This is a genomic window from Chelatococcus asaccharovorans (assembly GCF_003201475.1).
GTDB lineage: Bacteria > Pseudomonadota > Alphaproteobacteria > Rhizobiales > Beijerinckiaceae > Chelatococcus > Chelatococcus asaccharovorans.
The window spans coordinates 155,886-171,248 of record NZ_QJJK01000008.1 but is presented as its reverse complement, the minus strand read 5'-3'; the positions used below and the strand labels follow the sequence as shown (position 1 = coordinate 171,248).

Annotated in this window: 15 protein-coding genes; 10 read left to right on the top strand and 5 right to left on the bottom strand. The window is 65.1% G+C overall.

Annotated features, from left to right (window positions below; all coding sequences use genetic code 11):
- Positions 1 to 9 precede the first annotated feature (9 nt).
- The gene (dmeF, locus tag C7450_RS19695; RefSeq protein WP_110376155.1) at positions 10 to 1,005 is read right to left on the bottom strand and encodes a CDF family Co(II)/Ni(II) efflux transporter DmeF; all 996 of its coding nucleotides are present in this window, start codon (positions 1,003 to 1,005) and stop codon (positions 10 to 12) included.
- Positions 1,006 to 1,543: 538 nt separating this feature from the next.
- Here dmeF and C7450_RS19690 point away from each other — a divergent pair.
- The 6 genes from C7450_RS19690 (at position 1,544) to cydX (ending at position 8,587) form a co-directional block, all read left to right on the top strand.
- Positions 1,544 to 2,122: a GbsR/MarR family transcriptional regulator gene (locus C7450_RS19690; protein ID WP_110376154.1), complete on the top strand. Its 579-nt coding sequence runs from the start codon at positions 1,544 to 1,546 to the stop codon at positions 2,120 to 2,122.
- The gene (cydD, locus tag C7450_RS19685) at positions 2,119 to 3,951 is read left to right on the top strand and encodes a thiol reductant ABC exporter subunit CydD (RefSeq protein WP_245449956.1); all 1,833 of its coding nucleotides are present in this window, start codon (positions 2,119 to 2,121) and stop codon (positions 3,949 to 3,951) included. The genes C7450_RS19690 and cydD overlap by 4 nt, the downstream gene beginning before the upstream one ends.
- The gene (locus C7450_RS19680) at positions 3,942 to 5,633 is read left to right on the top strand and encodes an amino acid ABC transporter ATP-binding/permease protein (protein ID WP_110376153.1); all 1,692 of its coding nucleotides are present in this window, start codon (positions 3,942 to 3,944) and stop codon (positions 5,631 to 5,633) included. The genes cydD and C7450_RS19680 overlap by 10 nt, the downstream gene beginning before the upstream one ends.
- A gap of 80 nt (positions 5,634 to 5,713) precedes the next feature.
- Complete coding sequence (locus C7450_RS19675) at positions 5,714 to 7,291, top strand: cytochrome ubiquinol oxidase subunit I (protein ID WP_110376152.1); 1,578 nt, start codon at positions 5,714 to 5,716, stop codon at positions 7,289 to 7,291.
- A gap of 5 nt (positions 7,292 to 7,296) precedes the next feature.
- Positions 7,297 to 8,448 (top strand): cytochrome d ubiquinol oxidase subunit II, encoded by a 1,152-nt coding sequence (gene cydB / locus C7450_RS19670; RefSeq protein ID WP_110376151.1) that lies wholly within the window; start codon positions 7,297 to 7,299, stop codon positions 8,446 to 8,448.
- Positions 8,449 to 8,470: 22 nt separating this feature from the next.
- Positions 8,471 to 8,587: a cytochrome bd-I oxidase subunit CydX gene (gene cydX / locus C7450_RS19665; protein WP_110376150.1), complete on the top strand. Its 117-nt coding sequence runs from the start codon at positions 8,471 to 8,473 to the stop codon at positions 8,585 to 8,587.
- 152 nt (positions 8,588 to 8,739) lie between these two features.
- On the opposite strand, the gene C7450_RS19660 is transcribed toward cydX, so the two are convergent.
- On the bottom strand, positions 8,740 to 10,053 hold the full coding sequence (locus tag C7450_RS19660; RefSeq protein WP_110376149.1) for an MFS transporter: 1,314 nt from the start codon (positions 10,051 to 10,053) through the stop codon (positions 8,740 to 8,742).
- 316 nt (positions 10,054 to 10,369) lie between these two features.
- On the opposite strand from C7450_RS19660, the gene C7450_RS19655 reads away from it, so the two are divergent.
- The 4 genes from C7450_RS19655 to C7450_RS19645 all read left to right on the top strand — a co-directional run bounded on the left by C7450_RS19655 (position 10,370) and on the right by C7450_RS19645 (position 12,752).
- Positions 10,370 to 10,681 carry a hypothetical protein gene (locus tag C7450_RS19655; RefSeq protein WP_110376148.1) on the top strand — a complete coding sequence of 104 codons (312 nt, stop codon included), beginning with the start codon at positions 10,370 to 10,372 and terminating at the stop codon, positions 10,679 to 10,681.
- 62 nt (positions 10,682 to 10,743) lie between these two features.
- A complete protein-coding gene (locus tag C7450_RS34670; RefSeq protein WP_213284557.1) occupies positions 10,744 to 11,169 on the top strand; it encodes a protein tyrosine phosphatase family protein in 426 nt (141 codons plus the stop codon).
- Between the two features lie 105 nt (positions 11,170 to 11,274).
- Positions 11,275 to 12,153, top strand: coding sequence for an MBL fold metallo-hydrolase (locus tag C7450_RS34665; protein WP_213284558.1), 879 nt, complete (start codon positions 11,275 to 11,277; stop codon positions 12,151 to 12,153).
- 389 nt (positions 12,154 to 12,542) lie between these two features.
- A complete protein-coding gene (locus C7450_RS19645) occupies positions 12,543 to 12,752 on the top strand; it encodes a cold-shock protein (RefSeq protein ID WP_110376366.1) in 210 nt (69 codons plus the stop codon).
- A 67-nt stretch (positions 12,753 to 12,819) separates the two neighbouring features.
- On the opposite strand, the gene C7450_RS19640 is transcribed toward C7450_RS19645, so the two are convergent.
- From C7450_RS19640 to C7450_RS19630, 3 genes are all read right to left on the bottom strand, one after another.
- Positions 12,820 to 13,167 (bottom strand): hypothetical protein, encoded by a 348-nt coding sequence (locus C7450_RS19640; protein WP_110376147.1) that lies wholly within the window; start codon positions 13,165 to 13,167, stop codon positions 12,820 to 12,822.
- A gap of 234 nt (positions 13,168 to 13,401) precedes the next feature.
- A complete protein-coding gene (locus C7450_RS19635) occupies positions 13,402 to 14,073 on the bottom strand; it encodes a GntR family transcriptional regulator (protein WP_110376146.1) in 672 nt (223 codons plus the stop codon).
- A gap of 12 nt (positions 14,074 to 14,085) precedes the next feature.
- Positions 14,086 to 14,970 (bottom strand): dihydrodipicolinate synthase family protein, encoded by an 885-nt coding sequence (locus C7450_RS19630; protein ID WP_110376145.1) that lies wholly within the window; start codon positions 14,968 to 14,970, stop codon positions 14,086 to 14,088.
- Positions 14,971 to 15,363: the final 393 nt, after the last annotated feature.

The window sequence follows — 15,363 nt, the reverse complement described above, 5'->3', positions numbered from 1 at the left end:
TCGGGTGGATCAAAGCGGCGCATGGTCCGGGCAGGTCTGCACCTCAATCGTGACATGGGACAGGCCGGGAATGTGGCGCAACCGTTCCTTGTAAGCCGCTGGATCCTGGGGCGCGTCGGATATGATTGTCGCAATCACGCCGGTGTGGCCAGGGCCGAGCCGCCACAGATGGAGATCGGCGACCCGGTCGCCGCTCACCTCGAGGCGCTCGCGTACGCGCCCGTCAAGCGCCGTGTTGGGTATGGTATCGAGCAGCACGGCGCCCGCTGAGCGGATGAGGCTCACGGACCACAAGAGAATGACGGCGGTGCCGACGAGGCCCATCGCCGGGTCCAGCCAGGTCAGGCCATAAAGGCTGCCGCCGATCAGCGCGACAATGGCGAGGACCGACGTCAACGCATCCGCCATCACATGAATATAGGCCGCGCGCATGTTGCTGTCGTGGCCATGATGGCCGTGATCGTGACCATCATCGTGACCATGACCGTGGCCGTGAGCGCCGTGGCTGTGATCATGGCCGTGGTGATGGCCGCTCTCGCCCCCGTGGTCGTGGTCATGCAGCAGCCACGCGCTCCCCAGATTGACGAGGAGGCCGACGGCGGCGATGGGCAGCGCCTGCGCGAAATCGATCGCAACCGGCGACACGAGCCTGAGCACGCTCTCGTAGCCGATCATCAGGGCAACGGACAGGAGGATCATCGCACTGGCAAAGGCCGCGAGTTCCCCGACCTTGCCCGTACCGAAGGAGAAGCGCGGATCATGGGCGTGGGTCCGTGCGAAACGGTAGGCGAGGGCCGCGATGCCGAGCGCTGCCGCATGCGTCGACATGTGCCAGCCGTCAGCGACCAGCGCCATCGAGCCGTAGATCGCGCCGCCGACGATTTCGACGACCATCATGGCGGCTGTCAGACCGACGACGAGCCATGTCCGCCGCTCGTTCCTCTGGTGCCGTTCACCGAGAAACACATGCTCGTGTTGCCATTTGTCGAGCGCGTGGCTGTGCATCGGGAAACTCCTTCCATCGCTGCGCGGCGCCCCGGCGGGGCAAGGCAGTGCCAAGCTGATATCCGCCAAAGCAATAGCCTGTCCATGACGAAAGCAATCATTGAATTTGATGAGAATCAATCCAAACTGTATCGATCTTCGGTAGTATCCGCCTGCCTGCAAAAGGGAGGTTCCGTTGGTTGCTGCTGCCCGTACGCCTTCGCTGATGGACCGGCGGCGGTTGCGTGAATGAGCAGGGTCGAGCAGGCTCGATCCCAGAGCAGGTCCGTCTCTTGCGGATTGGCTCTGCTCGAAAGTCGTCGATCAAATTCACCGGCTTGAATGGTACCGGACCAGTCCACTCAAGTCGGATGTGCGCGAGCGGGCCGGGAATGCCCGTCTGGTTTATGCGAGATGGACATGCGCTCGTGTCGGGTGACGGCATGAGGTTCGTGTGGATGGTGGGCCTCCCGGTGAAGAGGGGGCTTGCCGGCTGGTCAATTGGCGAATATGTAAATTTCAGAAATTTCTGAAATAACTGTCCATACGGAAATTTGTGATGAACCTGCCCCCTCTCGTGCAAGCCTTTGTCCTCCATTTCGGCGAGATGGGTTCGCGTTGGGGCATCAACCGCACTGTGGGTCAGGTCTACGCGCTTCTCTATGTCTCGCCGCAGCCGCTCTGCGCCGATGAGATCGTGGAGGCACTTGGCATATCGCGCTCCAACGTCTCGATGAGCCTGAGGGAATTGCAAGCCTGGAAGCTGGTTCTGCTCAAACATGTCCCGAACGACCGGCGTGACTTCTTCACGACACCGGACGATGTCTGGCAGATCTTGCGCACCCTGGCGGAAGAACGGAAGAAGCGTGAGGTGGATCCCACCTTGTCGGTGCTGCGCGAGATTCTGATGCAGCAGCCGGCCAGCGAGGCCGAGCGTCACGCGCAGGCCCGCATGGCGGAGATGCACGGGCTCATCGAGCAACTCACCAACTGGTATGACGATGTGAAGCAGCTTGAGACGGCGCGGCTCGCCACATTGCTGGCCCTCGGCGCGAAGGTCACGAAGCTCCTCGAGACAAAGGACAAGATCGTCTCCCTCGGGCGCTCGAAGCGTTCTCGGCAGGGGGCTGAGCCATGACGGACATGGCCTATTCTCGCGGCAGGCTGGGCGGTATGGGAGCCCTGCCGGCTGAGCGCCCGGCAGGCCTTGCGGGAGAGCCGCCGCAGGCGCAGGCCGAGGCGCATCCACGTGCGCAGGCTTCCGCCCATGCCTCCGCCCATGTCTCTGCCCAGGCCTCCGCCCATGCCTCCGCTCATGTCTCGGCGCGTGCCGCGGGCTATGTCCAGACCCTGTCCTCCCTGCTCTGGCTGCCCCAGGCCGGGCTCATCGCGTGGAGTGTCGGCGGGATGGCCCGGGGGGCGGGCCTTGCCGATGCGGTCGCGCCCGCGGCGCTGGTCTTCGGCATCGGCGCCCTGCGGGCCGCCCTCGACGGCTGGGCCGGGCGACTGGCGTTCCGCGCGGCACGCGGAAAGCTTAGCCAGTTGCGGCATGACGCGGCAGCGGCGCTGGCGGGGCGCTCGCCGCTCGATCAGGCGCGGCCCGCGTCGGGTCTCGCCGCCAGTGTGCTGGCCGAGCAGGCCGAGGCGGTCGTGCCGCTGCTGGCGCGCTTCCAGCCCGTGCGCATCCGGGTGACCATCGTTCCGCTCGCCATTCTCTTGACGGTCCTCGCCTTCTCCTGGGTTGCCGCCCTGACGCTCTTGATCGCCGGGCCGATCATTCCGGTCTTCATGGCGCTGATCGGCTGGCGCGCCAAAGCGGCGAGCGAGGAGCAAATGGTCGAGATCGGCGGCATGAACGCCTTCCTGCTCGACCGGTTGCGCGGCCTTGCCACCATTCGCGCGCTTGGCGCTGTCGACATGACCGCTGCCCGGCTGCGCGCCCATGCGGAGGGCCTGCGCAAGCGCACCATGGCCGTCCTGCGCATCGCCTTCCTGTCGTCCGCGGTGCTCGAGCTCTTCGCGGCGCTCGGGGTTGCCATGGTCGCGGTCTATGTGGGCTTCCACCTCCTCGGGCAACTCAATTTCGGTGCCTGGAGCGGCCGGCTCACCCTGGCTGAAGGCCTGTTTGTCCTCCTCATCGCGCCCGCCTTCTTCGAGCCGCTGCGCGAGCTGTCGTCCGTCTGGCACGACAGGGCATCGGGAGAAGCGGCGCTCAATGCGCTCGACGGGCTCAGGACGACCGGCGTAGGCCTTCCCGGCGCGGATGCGAAGGCTTCCCGCGTTCCGGCTGCCGCCCGCGGCGGGCCATCAGTGGTTGTCGAGAACCTCGCCTTTGCCCATGCGGGCGCCGGGCGGCAGGTGATCACCGATGCCGCTTTGGCGATTGCGCCGGGTGAGAAGGTTGCGCTGACGGGCCGCAGCGGCGCCGGCAAGTCGACCCTGCTTGCGCTGATCGCCGGGCTCGTCGCGCCGGAGTCCGGCCAGATTCTCATCGATGGTCGCGCGCTGACCGGGGCGTCCGCCGCAGAGCTCCGGACGCGCATGGCCTGGATTGGCCAGCGGCCGCATATTTTTGCCGGCAGCCTCATGAGCAACATCACCCTGGGGCGCGACGGCCTGACCGCGACCGACCTTGACAAGGCGCTCGCCGTGGCGGCGCTGCGGGATGTGGCCGCCGCCCATGGCGCCGCCCCGCTCGGCGAGGGAGGCATCGGGCTCTCCGGCGGCGAGGCGCTGCGGCTCGCCCTCGCACGCGCCGCGGCGGATCCGAGGATCGATCTCATTCTCGTGGACGAGCCGACCGCCCATCTCGACGCGGCCACCGCGGCCATGGTCACGGAAGGGCTGATCGCCCTGTCGCGCGGGCGCACGCTCGTCGTCGCCACCCACGATCCCCGCCTGATGGCGCAGATGGATCGCACGATCGATGTGGAGGCCCAGGTTTTGGAGGCGCTGGCATGCGTGTGATCCTCAGCGATCTCCGGCCGGTCCTTGCCCTCTTTCTCGCGGAGCGTCGCCGCATGCTGTTCGTCGGCGCCGGCTTGGCCGCCTTGACGGTGCTGGCCGGCGTCGCCCTGCTCGGGCTGTCGGGATGGTTCATCACGGCGACCGCGCTCGCGGGTTTGACGGCGGCGACAGCCATGGCTTTCGACGTCTTCGCGCCGGCGGCGGGCATCCGCTTTCTCGCCCTGGTGCGGACCGGCGCGCGCTATGGCGAGCGTCTCACCACCCATGACGCGACGCTGTCCGTTCTGGCCGCCCTGCGCGAGCGGCTGTTCCGCGGATGGGCCGGCCCACGCGCCGCGCGGGCGCTGGCGCTCCGTCCGGCCAAGCTTCTCTTCCGGCTGACGGCCGACATCGATGCGCTCGACGGGCTCTATCTGCGCATCCTCGTGCCCGTCGGGGCCATGGTTGCATCTGCCCTCGGCACGGCGGTGGTTGTCGGCTTCATCGCGCCCTGGCTCGGCCTGGCCATCGGGGCTTGGCTCGTCGCGGTCGGGCTGGGCATTCCGCTGGTGGCGGCGCGCATGGCCTATCGCCCGGCCCGTCGCCGCGCCCAGGCGATCGAGATGCTGCGCTCCGGCGTCATCGATCTCGTCGCCGGCCAGACCGAGCTCGTAATGGCGGGCCGCCTCGAGGCCCAGCGCGATCACCTCGCGGCGATCGACCGTCGCCTGACGGCGGCTGACGACGGGCTGAACCGTATCGAGACAGGGGTGACCATCGGTTTCGGGCTCACGTCAGCACTCGCGCTCGCGGGCATGCTGCTTGCCGTCGCGGCGCTGGTGGAGGCCGAGGCCATCGGAGCGCCGGTCGCAGCGCTCGGCATCCTTGTCGTGCTGGCCGCCGTCGAGCCCTTCGGCGCGCTGCGGCGCGGGGCGCTTGAATTCGGGCGCACGCTGCTGGCCGCACGTCGGCTGGGGCCGCGCCTTCTGCGGGAGGACGTGCCCGTTGCGCCAAAAGACCTGCCGCGGGGTATGGCGGTGGAACTGGTCGGGGTTGACGTTCGCCATGACGGCGCCGCACGGGTCACGTTGCGGGGGATCGATCTCGTCGTCGATCGTGGTGAGCGCATCGCCATCGTCGGCGCGAGCGGTGCCGGCAAGTCGACGTTGCTGGATCTCATTGCGGGTGAACGCGTGCCGGAGCGGGGGGAGGCGGCAGCTCTGCCGGCGACCCTGATGACGCAGCGCACCGAATTGTTTCAGGACTCACTGCGCGACAATCTGCGTCTGGCCGCGCCCGCCGCCGGGGACAGGGAACTCATGCGCGTTCTCGATGCGGCGGGGCTCGGGCCGGACGTCGCTGCCCTTCCTCGGGGGCTCGACACGGCCCTGGGGGAGGGGGGCATTGGCCTGTCCGGCGGTCAGTCGCGCCGGCTGGCGCTGGCGCGTCTCTTCCTGCGCGATACGCCGCTCTGGCTGCTCGATGAACCGACGGAAGGGCTCGATGGCAGAACCGCGCGCGACGTGCTGGCCCGGCTTGGCCGCGAGGCGCAGCGGCGTGCGCTCATCATCGCAACGCATATCAGACGCGAAGCGGCGTTCGCCGCCCGCGTGGTTGTCATGGAACACGGGCAGATTGCTGCCGTGCTGCATCGGGGCGAGCCCGGCTTTGACGCCGTGCTCGACGCCTTGCGGCCCGACTGAGGTCTGCCCTCAACGGAACGGTCTCCGGTGCCTCCCGCACCGGCGAATGAGAGAGGCCGCCGGGGGCCGGCGGAATTGAGATGGAACTCGACATCGTCTCGCTGTCACGGCTGCAATTTGCCCTGACCGCGCTCTATCACTTCCTGTTTGTGCCGCTGACCCTGGGCCTCTCAGTCCTGCTTGCCATCATGGAGACGGTCTATGTCATGACCGGCCGCCTGATATGGCGGCAGATGACGAAGTTCTGGGGCACGCTGTTCGGCATCAACTTTGTGCTGGGCGTCGCCACCGGCATCGTCATGGAATTCCAGTTCGGCATGAACTGGAGCTATTACAGCCATTATGTCGGCGACATCTTCGGCGCCCCGCTCGCGATCGAGGGCCTGATGGCCTTCTTCCTCGAGGCGACTTTCGTCGGTCTGTTCTTCTTCGGCTGGGACCGCCTGTCCAAGGTCGGGCATCTCATCGCCACCTATGCGGTTGCGGCAGGCTCCAACTTTTCCGCCCTGTGGATCCTCATCGCCAACGGCTGGATGCAGAACCCCGTCGGTTCGCAGTTCAATCCGCAGACGATGCGCATGGAGGTGGCAGACTTCTACGAGGTGCTGTTCAACAGCGTCGCCCAGGCGAAGTTCGTGCACACCGTCTCCGCCGGCTATGTCGCGGCCTCCTTCTTCGTGCTCGGTGTCTCGGCCTGGTACATGCTCAAGGGCCGGCATATCGAACTCGCCAAGCGTTCGATGACGGTGGCGGCTTCCTTCGGCCTCGCTGCCTCGCTCTCGGTCGTCGTGCTGGGTGACGAAAGCGGCTATCTCTCCTCCGAACATCAGAAGATGAAGCTCGCCGCCATCGAGGCGATGTGGGAGACGGAGCCGGCTCCGGCCGCTTTCACCCTGTTCGGCATTCCCGATCAGGCGGCGCGCGAGACCCGCTACGCCATCCGTATCCCGTGGGTGATGGGGCTCATCGGCACGCGGACGCTGACCGAGGAGATCCCCGGCATCAAGGAACAGGTGGATCTGGCGAAGCTCCGCATCGAGCAAGGCATCCAGGCTTTTGATGCACTGCAGAAGATCCGTGCGGCCGGTTCGACCACGGCCATTCCGGAAGACGTGCGCAACGCCTTCGAGGAGAACGGCACGCGGCTCGGCTATGCCCTCCTCTTGAAGCGCTATGTCGATGATCCGCGCACCGCGACGCCGGAGCAGATCGAGAAGGCCGCCTGGGATACGGTGCCGATGGTGGCGCCGCTGTTCTGGACCTTCCGGATCATGGTTGGCCTCGGCATGCTCTTCATCCTTTTGAGCGCCACATTCTTCGCGCTGTCGTCGCTGCGCAAGCTTGACCGGTACCCCTGGCTCCTGAAGGTCGCGGTCGCCTTCATCATCCTGCCGTGGATTGCCATCGAATGCGGCTGGTTCGTCGCGGAATACGGCCGGCAGCCCTGGATCATCGAAGGGGTTCTGCCGACGGCCGCCGCCGTCTCCGATCTCGGCGTCACCACGGTTCTTCTCACGATCATAGGCTTCGTGGCGATCTACACCACCCTGTTGATCATCGAGTTGAAGCTGATGCTGCGCGCCATTCGCAAGGGCCCGGAGCCGGATGACGAGCCCGAAGCCCAACTTGCGCCCGCCCAACTGGTCGCCGCGGAGTAACACCCATGATCCTGCACGAACTCATTAGCTACGACATCCTCCGCGTGATCTGGTGGGTGCTGCTCGGCGTCATTCTCATCGGCTTCGCCGTCACGGACGGATTTGATCTCGGAGTGGGGGCGCTGCTCCCCTTCGTCGCCCGCAACGACATCGAGCGACGCGTGGTCATCAACACGGTCGGTCCCGTCTGGGAGGGCAACCAGGTGTGGCTGATCCTCGGCGGCGGCGCCATCTTCGCCGCCTGGCCCCAGCTCTACGCGGTCTCCTTCTCGGGCTTCTATCTCGCGATGTTCGCGATCCTGTTCGCGCTGATCCTGCGCCCGGTCGGGTTCAAGTATCGCTCCAAGATCGAGGATCCGACCTGGCGCTCCTCTTGGGACTGGGCGCTCTTCATCGGCGGTTTCGTGCCGGCGCTCATCCTCGGCGTGGCCGTTGGCAACGTGCTGCAGGGCGTGCCCTTCCGCCTGGACGAGGATCTCAGGATTTTCTATGACGGAACGTTCTTCGGCCTGCTCAACCCCTTTGCGCTGTTGTGCGGCCTGCTTTCCGTCGCCATGCTGGTGATGCACGGCGCGGCCTGGATCGTCCTGAAGACGGAGGGTGTGGTGGCCCAGCGCGCACGTCGGGTCGGCGAGGTCGCCTCGCTCCTGACCATCCTGCTCTTCGCGCTCGGCGGCGTGGCGCTCTGGCTGTTCGTCGGCGGCTACCGCATCACCAGCCCCATCGACATGGTCGGTCCGTCGAATCCGCTGCTCAAGACGGTGGCAACGGGCGGCGGATGGTTCGCGAACTACGCGGCCCACCCCTGGATGCTCATTGCCCCGGCGCTTGGCTTCGTCGGTGCCGTCGCCTGCTACGTCAATGCCAAGGCAGGCCGCGAGATCGGCACCCTCCTGTGGAGCAAGCTGTCGATCTTCGGCATCATCTCCACGGTGGGCGTCTCGATGTTCCCCTTCATTCTGCCGTCCTCGGCAGATCCGCGCGCGGGCCTCGCGGTCTGGGATGCTTCATCAAGCCATCTGACGCTGTTCATCATGCTTGTCGTAACGGTCATCTTCCTGCCGATCGTGCTGGCCTACACCGCCTGGGTCTATCGGGTGCTGTGGGGCAAGGTCGACGAGCAGGCGATCCGCGACGACAGCGGCCACGCTTATTGATCTCGGGGAGAGGATAGTCGCGATGTGGTATTTTTCCTGGCTTCTCGGACTTCCCCTGGCCGCCGCCTTCGCGGTGCTCAACGCCATGTGGTACGAGCTCACCGAAGACGATGCCAAGCGCAAGCAGGGCAAGAGTTAGCGCAAGCAGGGCAAGAGTTAGCGCAAGCAGGGCAAGACTTAGCGCAAGCAGACCAAGCGATAGTCGGTCCGACGGTCTCTTCCGTCGGTACCTCAATAAGGAAAGCCCCGCGTGCGCTGCACGGGGGCTTTCTCCTTATCCGCAGCCTGGATCTATCGGACCGGCGATTGCGCCACTTTGCCTGCCAGGCCGAGGGAAGGACGGAGGCTGTAGACGACGATTGCCCCGATCCCGATCACGGTCGCACCGGCGACGTAATGTACCGGCCCGAGCCCGTCGGCGACGAGGAGCAGTTGCACGGCGATCGGCGTCAAGCCGCCGAAGATCGCATAGGCGACGTTGTAGGAGAAGGACACGCCCGTGAAGCGGACATAGTCCGGGAACGCCTTCACCATCGTATAGGGAACAACGTTGATGAGGCCGGCGCCGATGCCCGCCAGGGCCGAGAGCGGGATGAGATAGGCCGTATCGGCGGCCGTGCCGATGAACAGGGCATAGGCCGTCACCACGAAGAACGGGCCGCCGGCGAGGGTGACCCTGAGCAGGCCGAAGCGATCGATGAGCGCGCCGATGGTGAAGGCGGACAGCGTGATGCCGAGCGTCGCGGCGATGCTGGCGTAGAGCGTGATGAGGGGGGCAAGCCCGTGCAGGCGTTGCATGAGCGTCGGCGTCATCAGGATGATGACCACCACGATGGCCGTCAGCATCCAGGTCACCAGCATCGAGACGACGACGGCTGGGCGGTAGCCGCTGAGCACCTGCTTCAGCGGCATGTCCGCAACCAGGGTCTTCCTGGCACGCATGGCCTCGAACACCGGTGTCTCGTGCAGCCAGCGCCTGAGATACATGGCGACAAGACCGAAGACGCCGCCGACGATGAAGGGGATGCGCCAGGCGAAGTCGTGGATCTCAGTCGGCGAATAGACGTAGTTGATGAGCGTGGCCATCAGGGAGCCGAGCAGGATTCCCCCTGTGAGGCCGCCGGTCAGCAGGCCGCAGGCGAGGCCGATGCGGTTCTGCGGCACGTGCTCCGAGACGAAAACCCAGGCGCCCGGCGCCTCGCCGCCTATCGCCGCGCCCTGGAACACACGCATGACGAGGAGCAGCAAAGGCGCGAGATAGCCGATGGATTCATAGGTGGGCAGGATGCCGATGATCAGGGTGGGCAGCGCCATCATGAAGATCGACAAGGTGAACATGCGCTTGCGGCCGGTCTTGTCGCCGAAATGCGCCAGGATGACGCCCCCGAGAGGGCGCGCCAGGTAGCCCGCCGCGAAAATGCCGAAAGTCTGCAGCTGCTCGAGCCACTCGGGCATGTCCGGGGGAAAGAACAGCCGTCCGATCACCACCGCGAAGAAGACGTAGATGATGAAATCGTAGAATTCGAGGGCGCCCCCGAGCGAGGCCAGGGCGAGCGTCTTGGCATCCCCTCTGGTCAAAGGTCGCGAGGAAACGGCGTCGGCCATCACAATATGTCCTATCGCGCTATGTGATTGAAACGTCGTTTCGCTACAGCACCTGATGGCGCAACGCCATGCCTGAACGGGATAGCTCCCATCGGAATGCCGCATGAACCCCGTCTCTGGCAGGTTGCCTGAGCCCTATCTGCCCATCGGGAACGCAGATATGCGGGGACCTGCGCCACCACCGAGCAGCCTGACGCGAAGGCTTGCGGCGCGTGACTGCGTCACCTATGCCTCATGTCAAGACGCTCGGAAGGCTCTATCGTCTGGGCGCCGGCCACCGGTCCGGAGAGGGGCCGTCGCAACCAGGGAAGCTTTGATGATCATCGCGGTGGGGCACGACGATCGGCCCGAATTGGAGGACGCCATGGATTTCGGCACCTTCAAGGTGTCCGTGCCGTGGGTGGTTCGCGATGCCGGGCGGCTGGCCCGCGCCTTCACCGGCATTGGCGAGGTCGACGGCACCGATTATGTCTGGATCGACAAGGACGCGCTCGACGCGCTCGGCCCTCCGAACGATCCGCTGTGGCGCGAAGGGCTTTCGCGCATGCTTCACGTCGCCGAGACGCATGGCTGGGTCGAGCCAGCCAGCGGCGCCGTCAGGGCGCATGTCGAATGGACGGCCGCCTGACGGCGGGAGCGGCATCCGCCCGCTCGAATGTATTTCGGTTAATGCCTTGGGAGAGGTTCACGATGAGACTGGTCCAGATCAACGACACCCTGTGGGTCGCTCCGCAAATCGATCCGGAAGATTTCGCGGCATTAAAGGAGCAGGGCTTCACGGCCATCATCAATAACCGTCCCGATGGTGAGGAGCCTGGCCAGCCGACGGCGGCGGAAGCGGCGAAAGCTGCCGCAGCCCTGAGGCTCGCCTACACGCATCTGCCGTTCTCCGGTTACGGCTTCGACGAAGCGCTCGTGCGCGCCCAGCAGGCGGCCCTTGCGGCGCAGCCCGGGCCTGTCGTTGCCCACTGCCGTTCGGGTACGCGCTCGCTGACGATCTGGGCGGTTGGCGAAGTGCTCGATGGACGCATGGCGATCGAGGATGTGGATGCCTTCGGGCGTAGCCACGGCTTCGATCTATCGGGTGTGCAGCGCTGGTTCGCGGGCCGCGGCTGAAGCTGCCAGGGCCAGTCGACACAATGCAGGTTCCTGCGAAAGCGCCTGCCGGCGGTGCATGTCCTGTCACAAGGGCCGGCTTTGCCAGAATACGAGGTAGCAACCATGCGTAAGCCGGATGTGCAGGGCTTCTACGACCCGCGGACGGGGTCGATCCAGTATGTGGTGAGTGATCCCGGCACCGGGGCCTGCGCCATCATCGATCCCGTGCTCGACTTCGACGAGAAGTCGGGTGCGACCGCCACCCACAATGCAGACAGGCTACTTGCTTTCGTGGCGGAGCGCGGGCTCAACGTCGTCTGGATCCTCGATACGCATCCTCACGCGGATCATTTCTCGGCCGCGAGTTACCTGAAAGAGAAAACCGGGGCAGCGACGGCCATTGGCGAGCACGTCAAGGACGTGCAAGCCTTATGGAAGGACATCTACAATTGGCCGGAGCTGCGCACGGATGGGTCTCAGTGGGACCGGCTCTTCGTTGACGGAGACCGCTTCACCATAGGCGGGCTCGAGGGAAGGGTGATGTTCTCACCCGGCCATACGCTCGCGTCGATCACCTATGTGATCGGGGACGCCGCTTTCATTCACGACACGCTCTTCATGCCGGACAGTGGCACGGCGCGGGCCGATTTTCCCGGCGGGAGCGCGGCGGCCCTGTGGCGCTCCATCCAGGCGATCCTGGCACTGCCGGACGAGACCCGCCTGTTCACCGGACACGACTATCAGCCCGGCGGCCGCGAGGCGCTCTGGGAGGCGACAGTCGCGGAGCAGCGGTCCAGCAACAGCCATATGGTGAGGAGCAAGACCGAACAAGACTTCGTGGCGCTGCGCGAGGCGCGCGATCGTACCCTGCCGATGCCGAAGCTCATTCTCCATGCGCTGCAGGTCAACACGAATGGTGGGCGCCTGCCGGAGCCGGAGAGCAACGGACGGCGCTATCTCAAATTTCCGTTGAATGCCCTGCCGGGCGCAGCGTGGACCTGAGCCGGCCCTATCCACACCGCGGCGGCCGACAGGATCGTGAAATGTCGACGCGCGTCGCGTGGCAAGAGGCGAATCGCAGCGGGTGCCTCGTAATTTGTATGATCGCGAAGGATTGTCCAGGTCGCGGCAAGGGGTTGGCTGTCGCCTGCCCACCTCTCCCGCGGAGCTTCCCTCGTATGCGGGTAAACGATTGATATTATATTACAAATTTTCCCCGTGAAGGGAGCGCGGCGGGCGCAGTGCGTCGCCGGGGAGCGCAGCTTTCTGATGGCTGAGGCGATCCCGACATGCGCGTTGCCATAATTGATGATTTGGCATTATCGCCCGCTCGGGCTATCTGTCGCGTTGAGGCAGGCGCAACTCGGCGCCGGCTGCAGAAGGACGACAAGATGGCTACCGGAACAGTTAAGTGGTTCAACGACCAAAAAGGCTATGGCTTCATTCAGCCGGACAATGGCGGCAAGGACGTGTTCGTCCATGTCAGCGCCGTGGAGCGCTCGGGCCTGAGAGGCCTTACCGAGGGTCAAAAGATTGCCTATGAGGTTGAAGCTGACCGCCGGACCGGCAAGGATGCGGCTGTCAACCTCCAGCAGGTTTAAGCTAAACGCGACGGGGCCGAGCTAAGCATCGGCCCCGACCGTAACCTGAAACTTCAGGTGCGCAGGATCAGCGCTTACTCTTTTTAGGCTTGCGTTGGGTGTTCATGGGCGCCGGCGTGTCGCAACCGACGCAGATTCCGCTTGTCGAATCCCGCGCCTTGCGATCCCAGTCGGCATAGCGTGCCGCAATATCCTTCTCGGAGCGTGCAGGCTTCGTCCAGTTCTCGGTTGGCGTTTGCTGTCGGGTGGATGCGATCCTGTCCGACGAACGGGATTGGGCAAAGGCCGGGGTCGCCAACAGCGCCACAAGCACGGCCGATGTAACTGCAAAAACGCGCGCAGGCATCACGATGCTCTCATCACATGATGGGCCCATGCCGCGCTCCGGTGCGCGACCGCCCTCGACGAATTCCATCTCAGGTCAGCACATTGGACGGCCCCGCCTCCTCCGCGCATCGCGAACACATGGGAGGCGTTGATGTTCCTGTCAATGGCCGATCGTAGCGGGCCGACCGTGATTCGGTGTAACGCGCCGCCCGATGCCGGGCAATCCCCGCGCGGTCAGCCGTCGGAGGTGCCAGGCTGCAGCCTCTCCGGGGCTCTGCACCAGGTCCGCCAAAGACGGATTTGCTCCGCTCATGGATAGACTTTAGCGCAATCCCAAGGCACGACGGCGGGCGCTGTCGATATGTCGGGCGAGCGCATCGGCCGCCAAGGCTGGATCGCGCGTTTCCATGGCCGCGATCACGGCAAGATGTTCGTTCATGACGGGCACGACGAGGCCGTCGATCCGTGTCAGTTCCTGACGGATCAGGCGGATCTTGATGGAATTGACCCGGTAGGCCTTGGCGATGATCTCGTTGCCGAGCGCATCGATGATCGTGTCGTGGAAGCCCCAGTCCACGGCCTGCGCCTCCGCGGCGAGATCGAGGCTCGCCCCGTCCTGTTCGGCGCGCCGCAGGATGTCTTCGTGCTGGGCGCGGATCGCGGCGATCGTCGCGTCCGAGGCGGTCTCGACGAACAAGGCCATCGCCTCCTTCTCCAGAAAGAGGCGGAACTGATAGGCGTCACGGATGAGCCCGAGATCGATATGGGCGACCTGCATGCCGCGCTGCGGCACGGTCTTCACCAGGCCTTCGGCCTCGAGCCGCGGCACGAGCTCGCGGATGGCGCCGAGGGTCAGGCCGGTCAGTTCGACCAGTTCCCGTTGGGAGACGAACTGGCCCGGCCGGACAGCATTGGCCAGCAGATGCCGGGTGAAGCTGTCGTATGCGATCTCGCGCAATTTGGGAGGGTCGCGCTCTTCGCCCGTCCTCTCCATCCGAAACTCCTCTCAAGCGGCCGTTGCAGAAAAGATTCGATCGCAGCGTTCCCCGAGCTGGGCCATCTCGGCGCGCGACAAGGCGGTCAACGGCGGCCGCATGGTCAGCCATCCGGTGTCGCCGCTGCGATGGGCGACGAGCGCCTTGACCGCTGCCATGACCGGATAGCCAAGGACTGTCTCGACCAGTTGGTCGATTCGCTGGTCGGGTCGCCCCTCCATCACTAGGGGCAATAGCGCATCTGGGCATATGTTTGCCAGCCCCGATATGGCCCCTTGGCCGCCGTTTCGCACGGCGCGTGCGAGACTGCGCTCATCGCCGACCAAAATGACACGGTCCCGATGTGCCTCAAGCAGTTGTTCCGTATAGGGCCAGTCGCCGGCTGAATCCTTGACGCCGATGAACACCTCCGGGAAAGCACGGATGAGCCGCGTGATGAGCGACAGCGGCATGGCGACCGCCGTCATCTGCGGAATATTGTAGAGGAGAATATGGCGCGCCCGGTGTCCCAGCCGCTCGACGAGAGCGGCGTACCAGCCGAAGACCCCGTCCTCAGCAACGCCCTTGAAGAAATAGGGCGGTGGAACAAGGAGGGCGCGACAGCCATGGTCGAGCGCAAGCGTCGCCTGTGCCGCCGCGTCGCTCACCGCGGTCGCAGCCACGCCGCCCACGATACGCTCACCCGTGATGCCGTCCCTAGCCAGCGCGCTGAAGATCGCCTCCCGTTCGGTCAGGCCGATCGAGGCGCCTTCGCCGGTCGTACCGAACAGGGTGATGCTGCTGCAGCCCATGGCAAGGCACCATCCGGCCTGCTCCTTGAGGCGGTCGTTATCGACCGCTCCAGACAACTGGAAAGGGGTGGCCAGCGCCACGGAGAGACCGAACCGACCAGGCATGATGAAAGCGTCCCATTTTGAATTGACTGCACAGTAACATGTTAGTCGGATGAAAATGTGCTTGCAAGGGTCGTCCCGGCTGATCAACAATAGATCGCATCGGTTGGAGCGCCGTTGGAGGAGCGCCGTTGGAGGAGCATGGCAGGGAATCGGATGAATGGAGGGCATTCGGGCCGCCGAACCGCGCCGTATCGGGTCTCGCGTTGCGGGATACCCCTCCGGGGTGGATCTCCAGGAATGGCGGCGGGCTCCGCACCCCACGCGCCCCGCAAGAAGCAAGACCGGCCGGTGCGGACTTGCTTTGGGCGATAATAGAAAAGCAAATTCAAATACTTGAGTGGTCTCGGAGGATTCCGTTCCGGTCGGATTTGCTATAGGCCTAAAGAATGGGAT

Coding starts and splice junctions, on each gene's coding strand:
- dmeF (WP_110376155.1), bottom strand. CDS start 1,005: ATGCACAGCCACGCGCTCGACAAATGGCAACACGAGCATGTGTTTCTC.
- C7450_RS19635 (WP_110376146.1), bottom strand. CDS start 14,073: ATGGAGAGGACGGGCGAAGAGCGCGACCCTCCCAAATTGCGCGAGATC.
- C7450_RS19660 (WP_110376149.1), bottom strand. CDS start 10,053: ATGGCCGACGCCGTTTCCTCGCGACCTTTGACCAGAGGGGATGCCAAG.
- cydB (WP_110376151.1), top strand. CDS start 7,297: ATGATCCTGCACGAACTCATTAGCTACGACATCCTCCGCGTGATCTGG.
- cydD (WP_245449956.1), top strand. CDS start 2,119: ATGACGGACATGGCCTATTCTCGCGGCAGGCTGGGCGGTATGGGAGCC.
- C7450_RS19645 (WP_110376366.1), top strand. CDS start 12,543: ATGGCTACCGGAACAGTTAAGTGGTTCAACGACCAAAAAGGCTATGGC.
- C7450_RS19655 (WP_110376148.1), top strand. CDS start 10,370: ATGATCATCGCGGTGGGGCACGACGATCGGCCCGAATTGGAGGACGCC.
- C7450_RS34670 (WP_213284557.1), top strand. CDS start 10,744: ATGAGACTGGTCCAGATCAACGACACCCTGTGGGTCGCTCCGCAAATC.
- C7450_RS19640 (WP_110376147.1), bottom strand. CDS start 13,167: ATGGAATTCGTCGAGGGCGGTCGCGCACCGGAGCGCGGCATGGGCCCA.
- C7450_RS19630 (WP_110376145.1), bottom strand. CDS start 14,970: ATGCCTGGTCGGTTCGGTCTCTCCGTGGCGCTGGCCACCCCTTTCCAG.
- C7450_RS19680 (WP_110376153.1), top strand. CDS start 3,942: ATGCGTGTGATCCTCAGCGATCTCCGGCCGGTCCTTGCCCTCTTTCTC.
- C7450_RS19675 (WP_110376152.1), top strand. CDS start 5,714: ATGGAACTCGACATCGTCTCGCTGTCACGGCTGCAATTTGCCCTGACC.
- C7450_RS19690 (WP_110376154.1), top strand. CDS start 1,544: ATGAACCTGCCCCCTCTCGTGCAAGCCTTTGTCCTCCATTTCGGCGAG.
- cydX (WP_110376150.1), top strand. CDS start 8,471: ATGTGGTATTTTTCCTGGCTTCTCGGACTTCCCCTGGCCGCCGCCTTC.
- C7450_RS34665 (WP_213284558.1), top strand. CDS start 11,275: ATGCGTAAGCCGGATGTGCAGGGCTTCTACGACCCGCGGACGGGGTCG.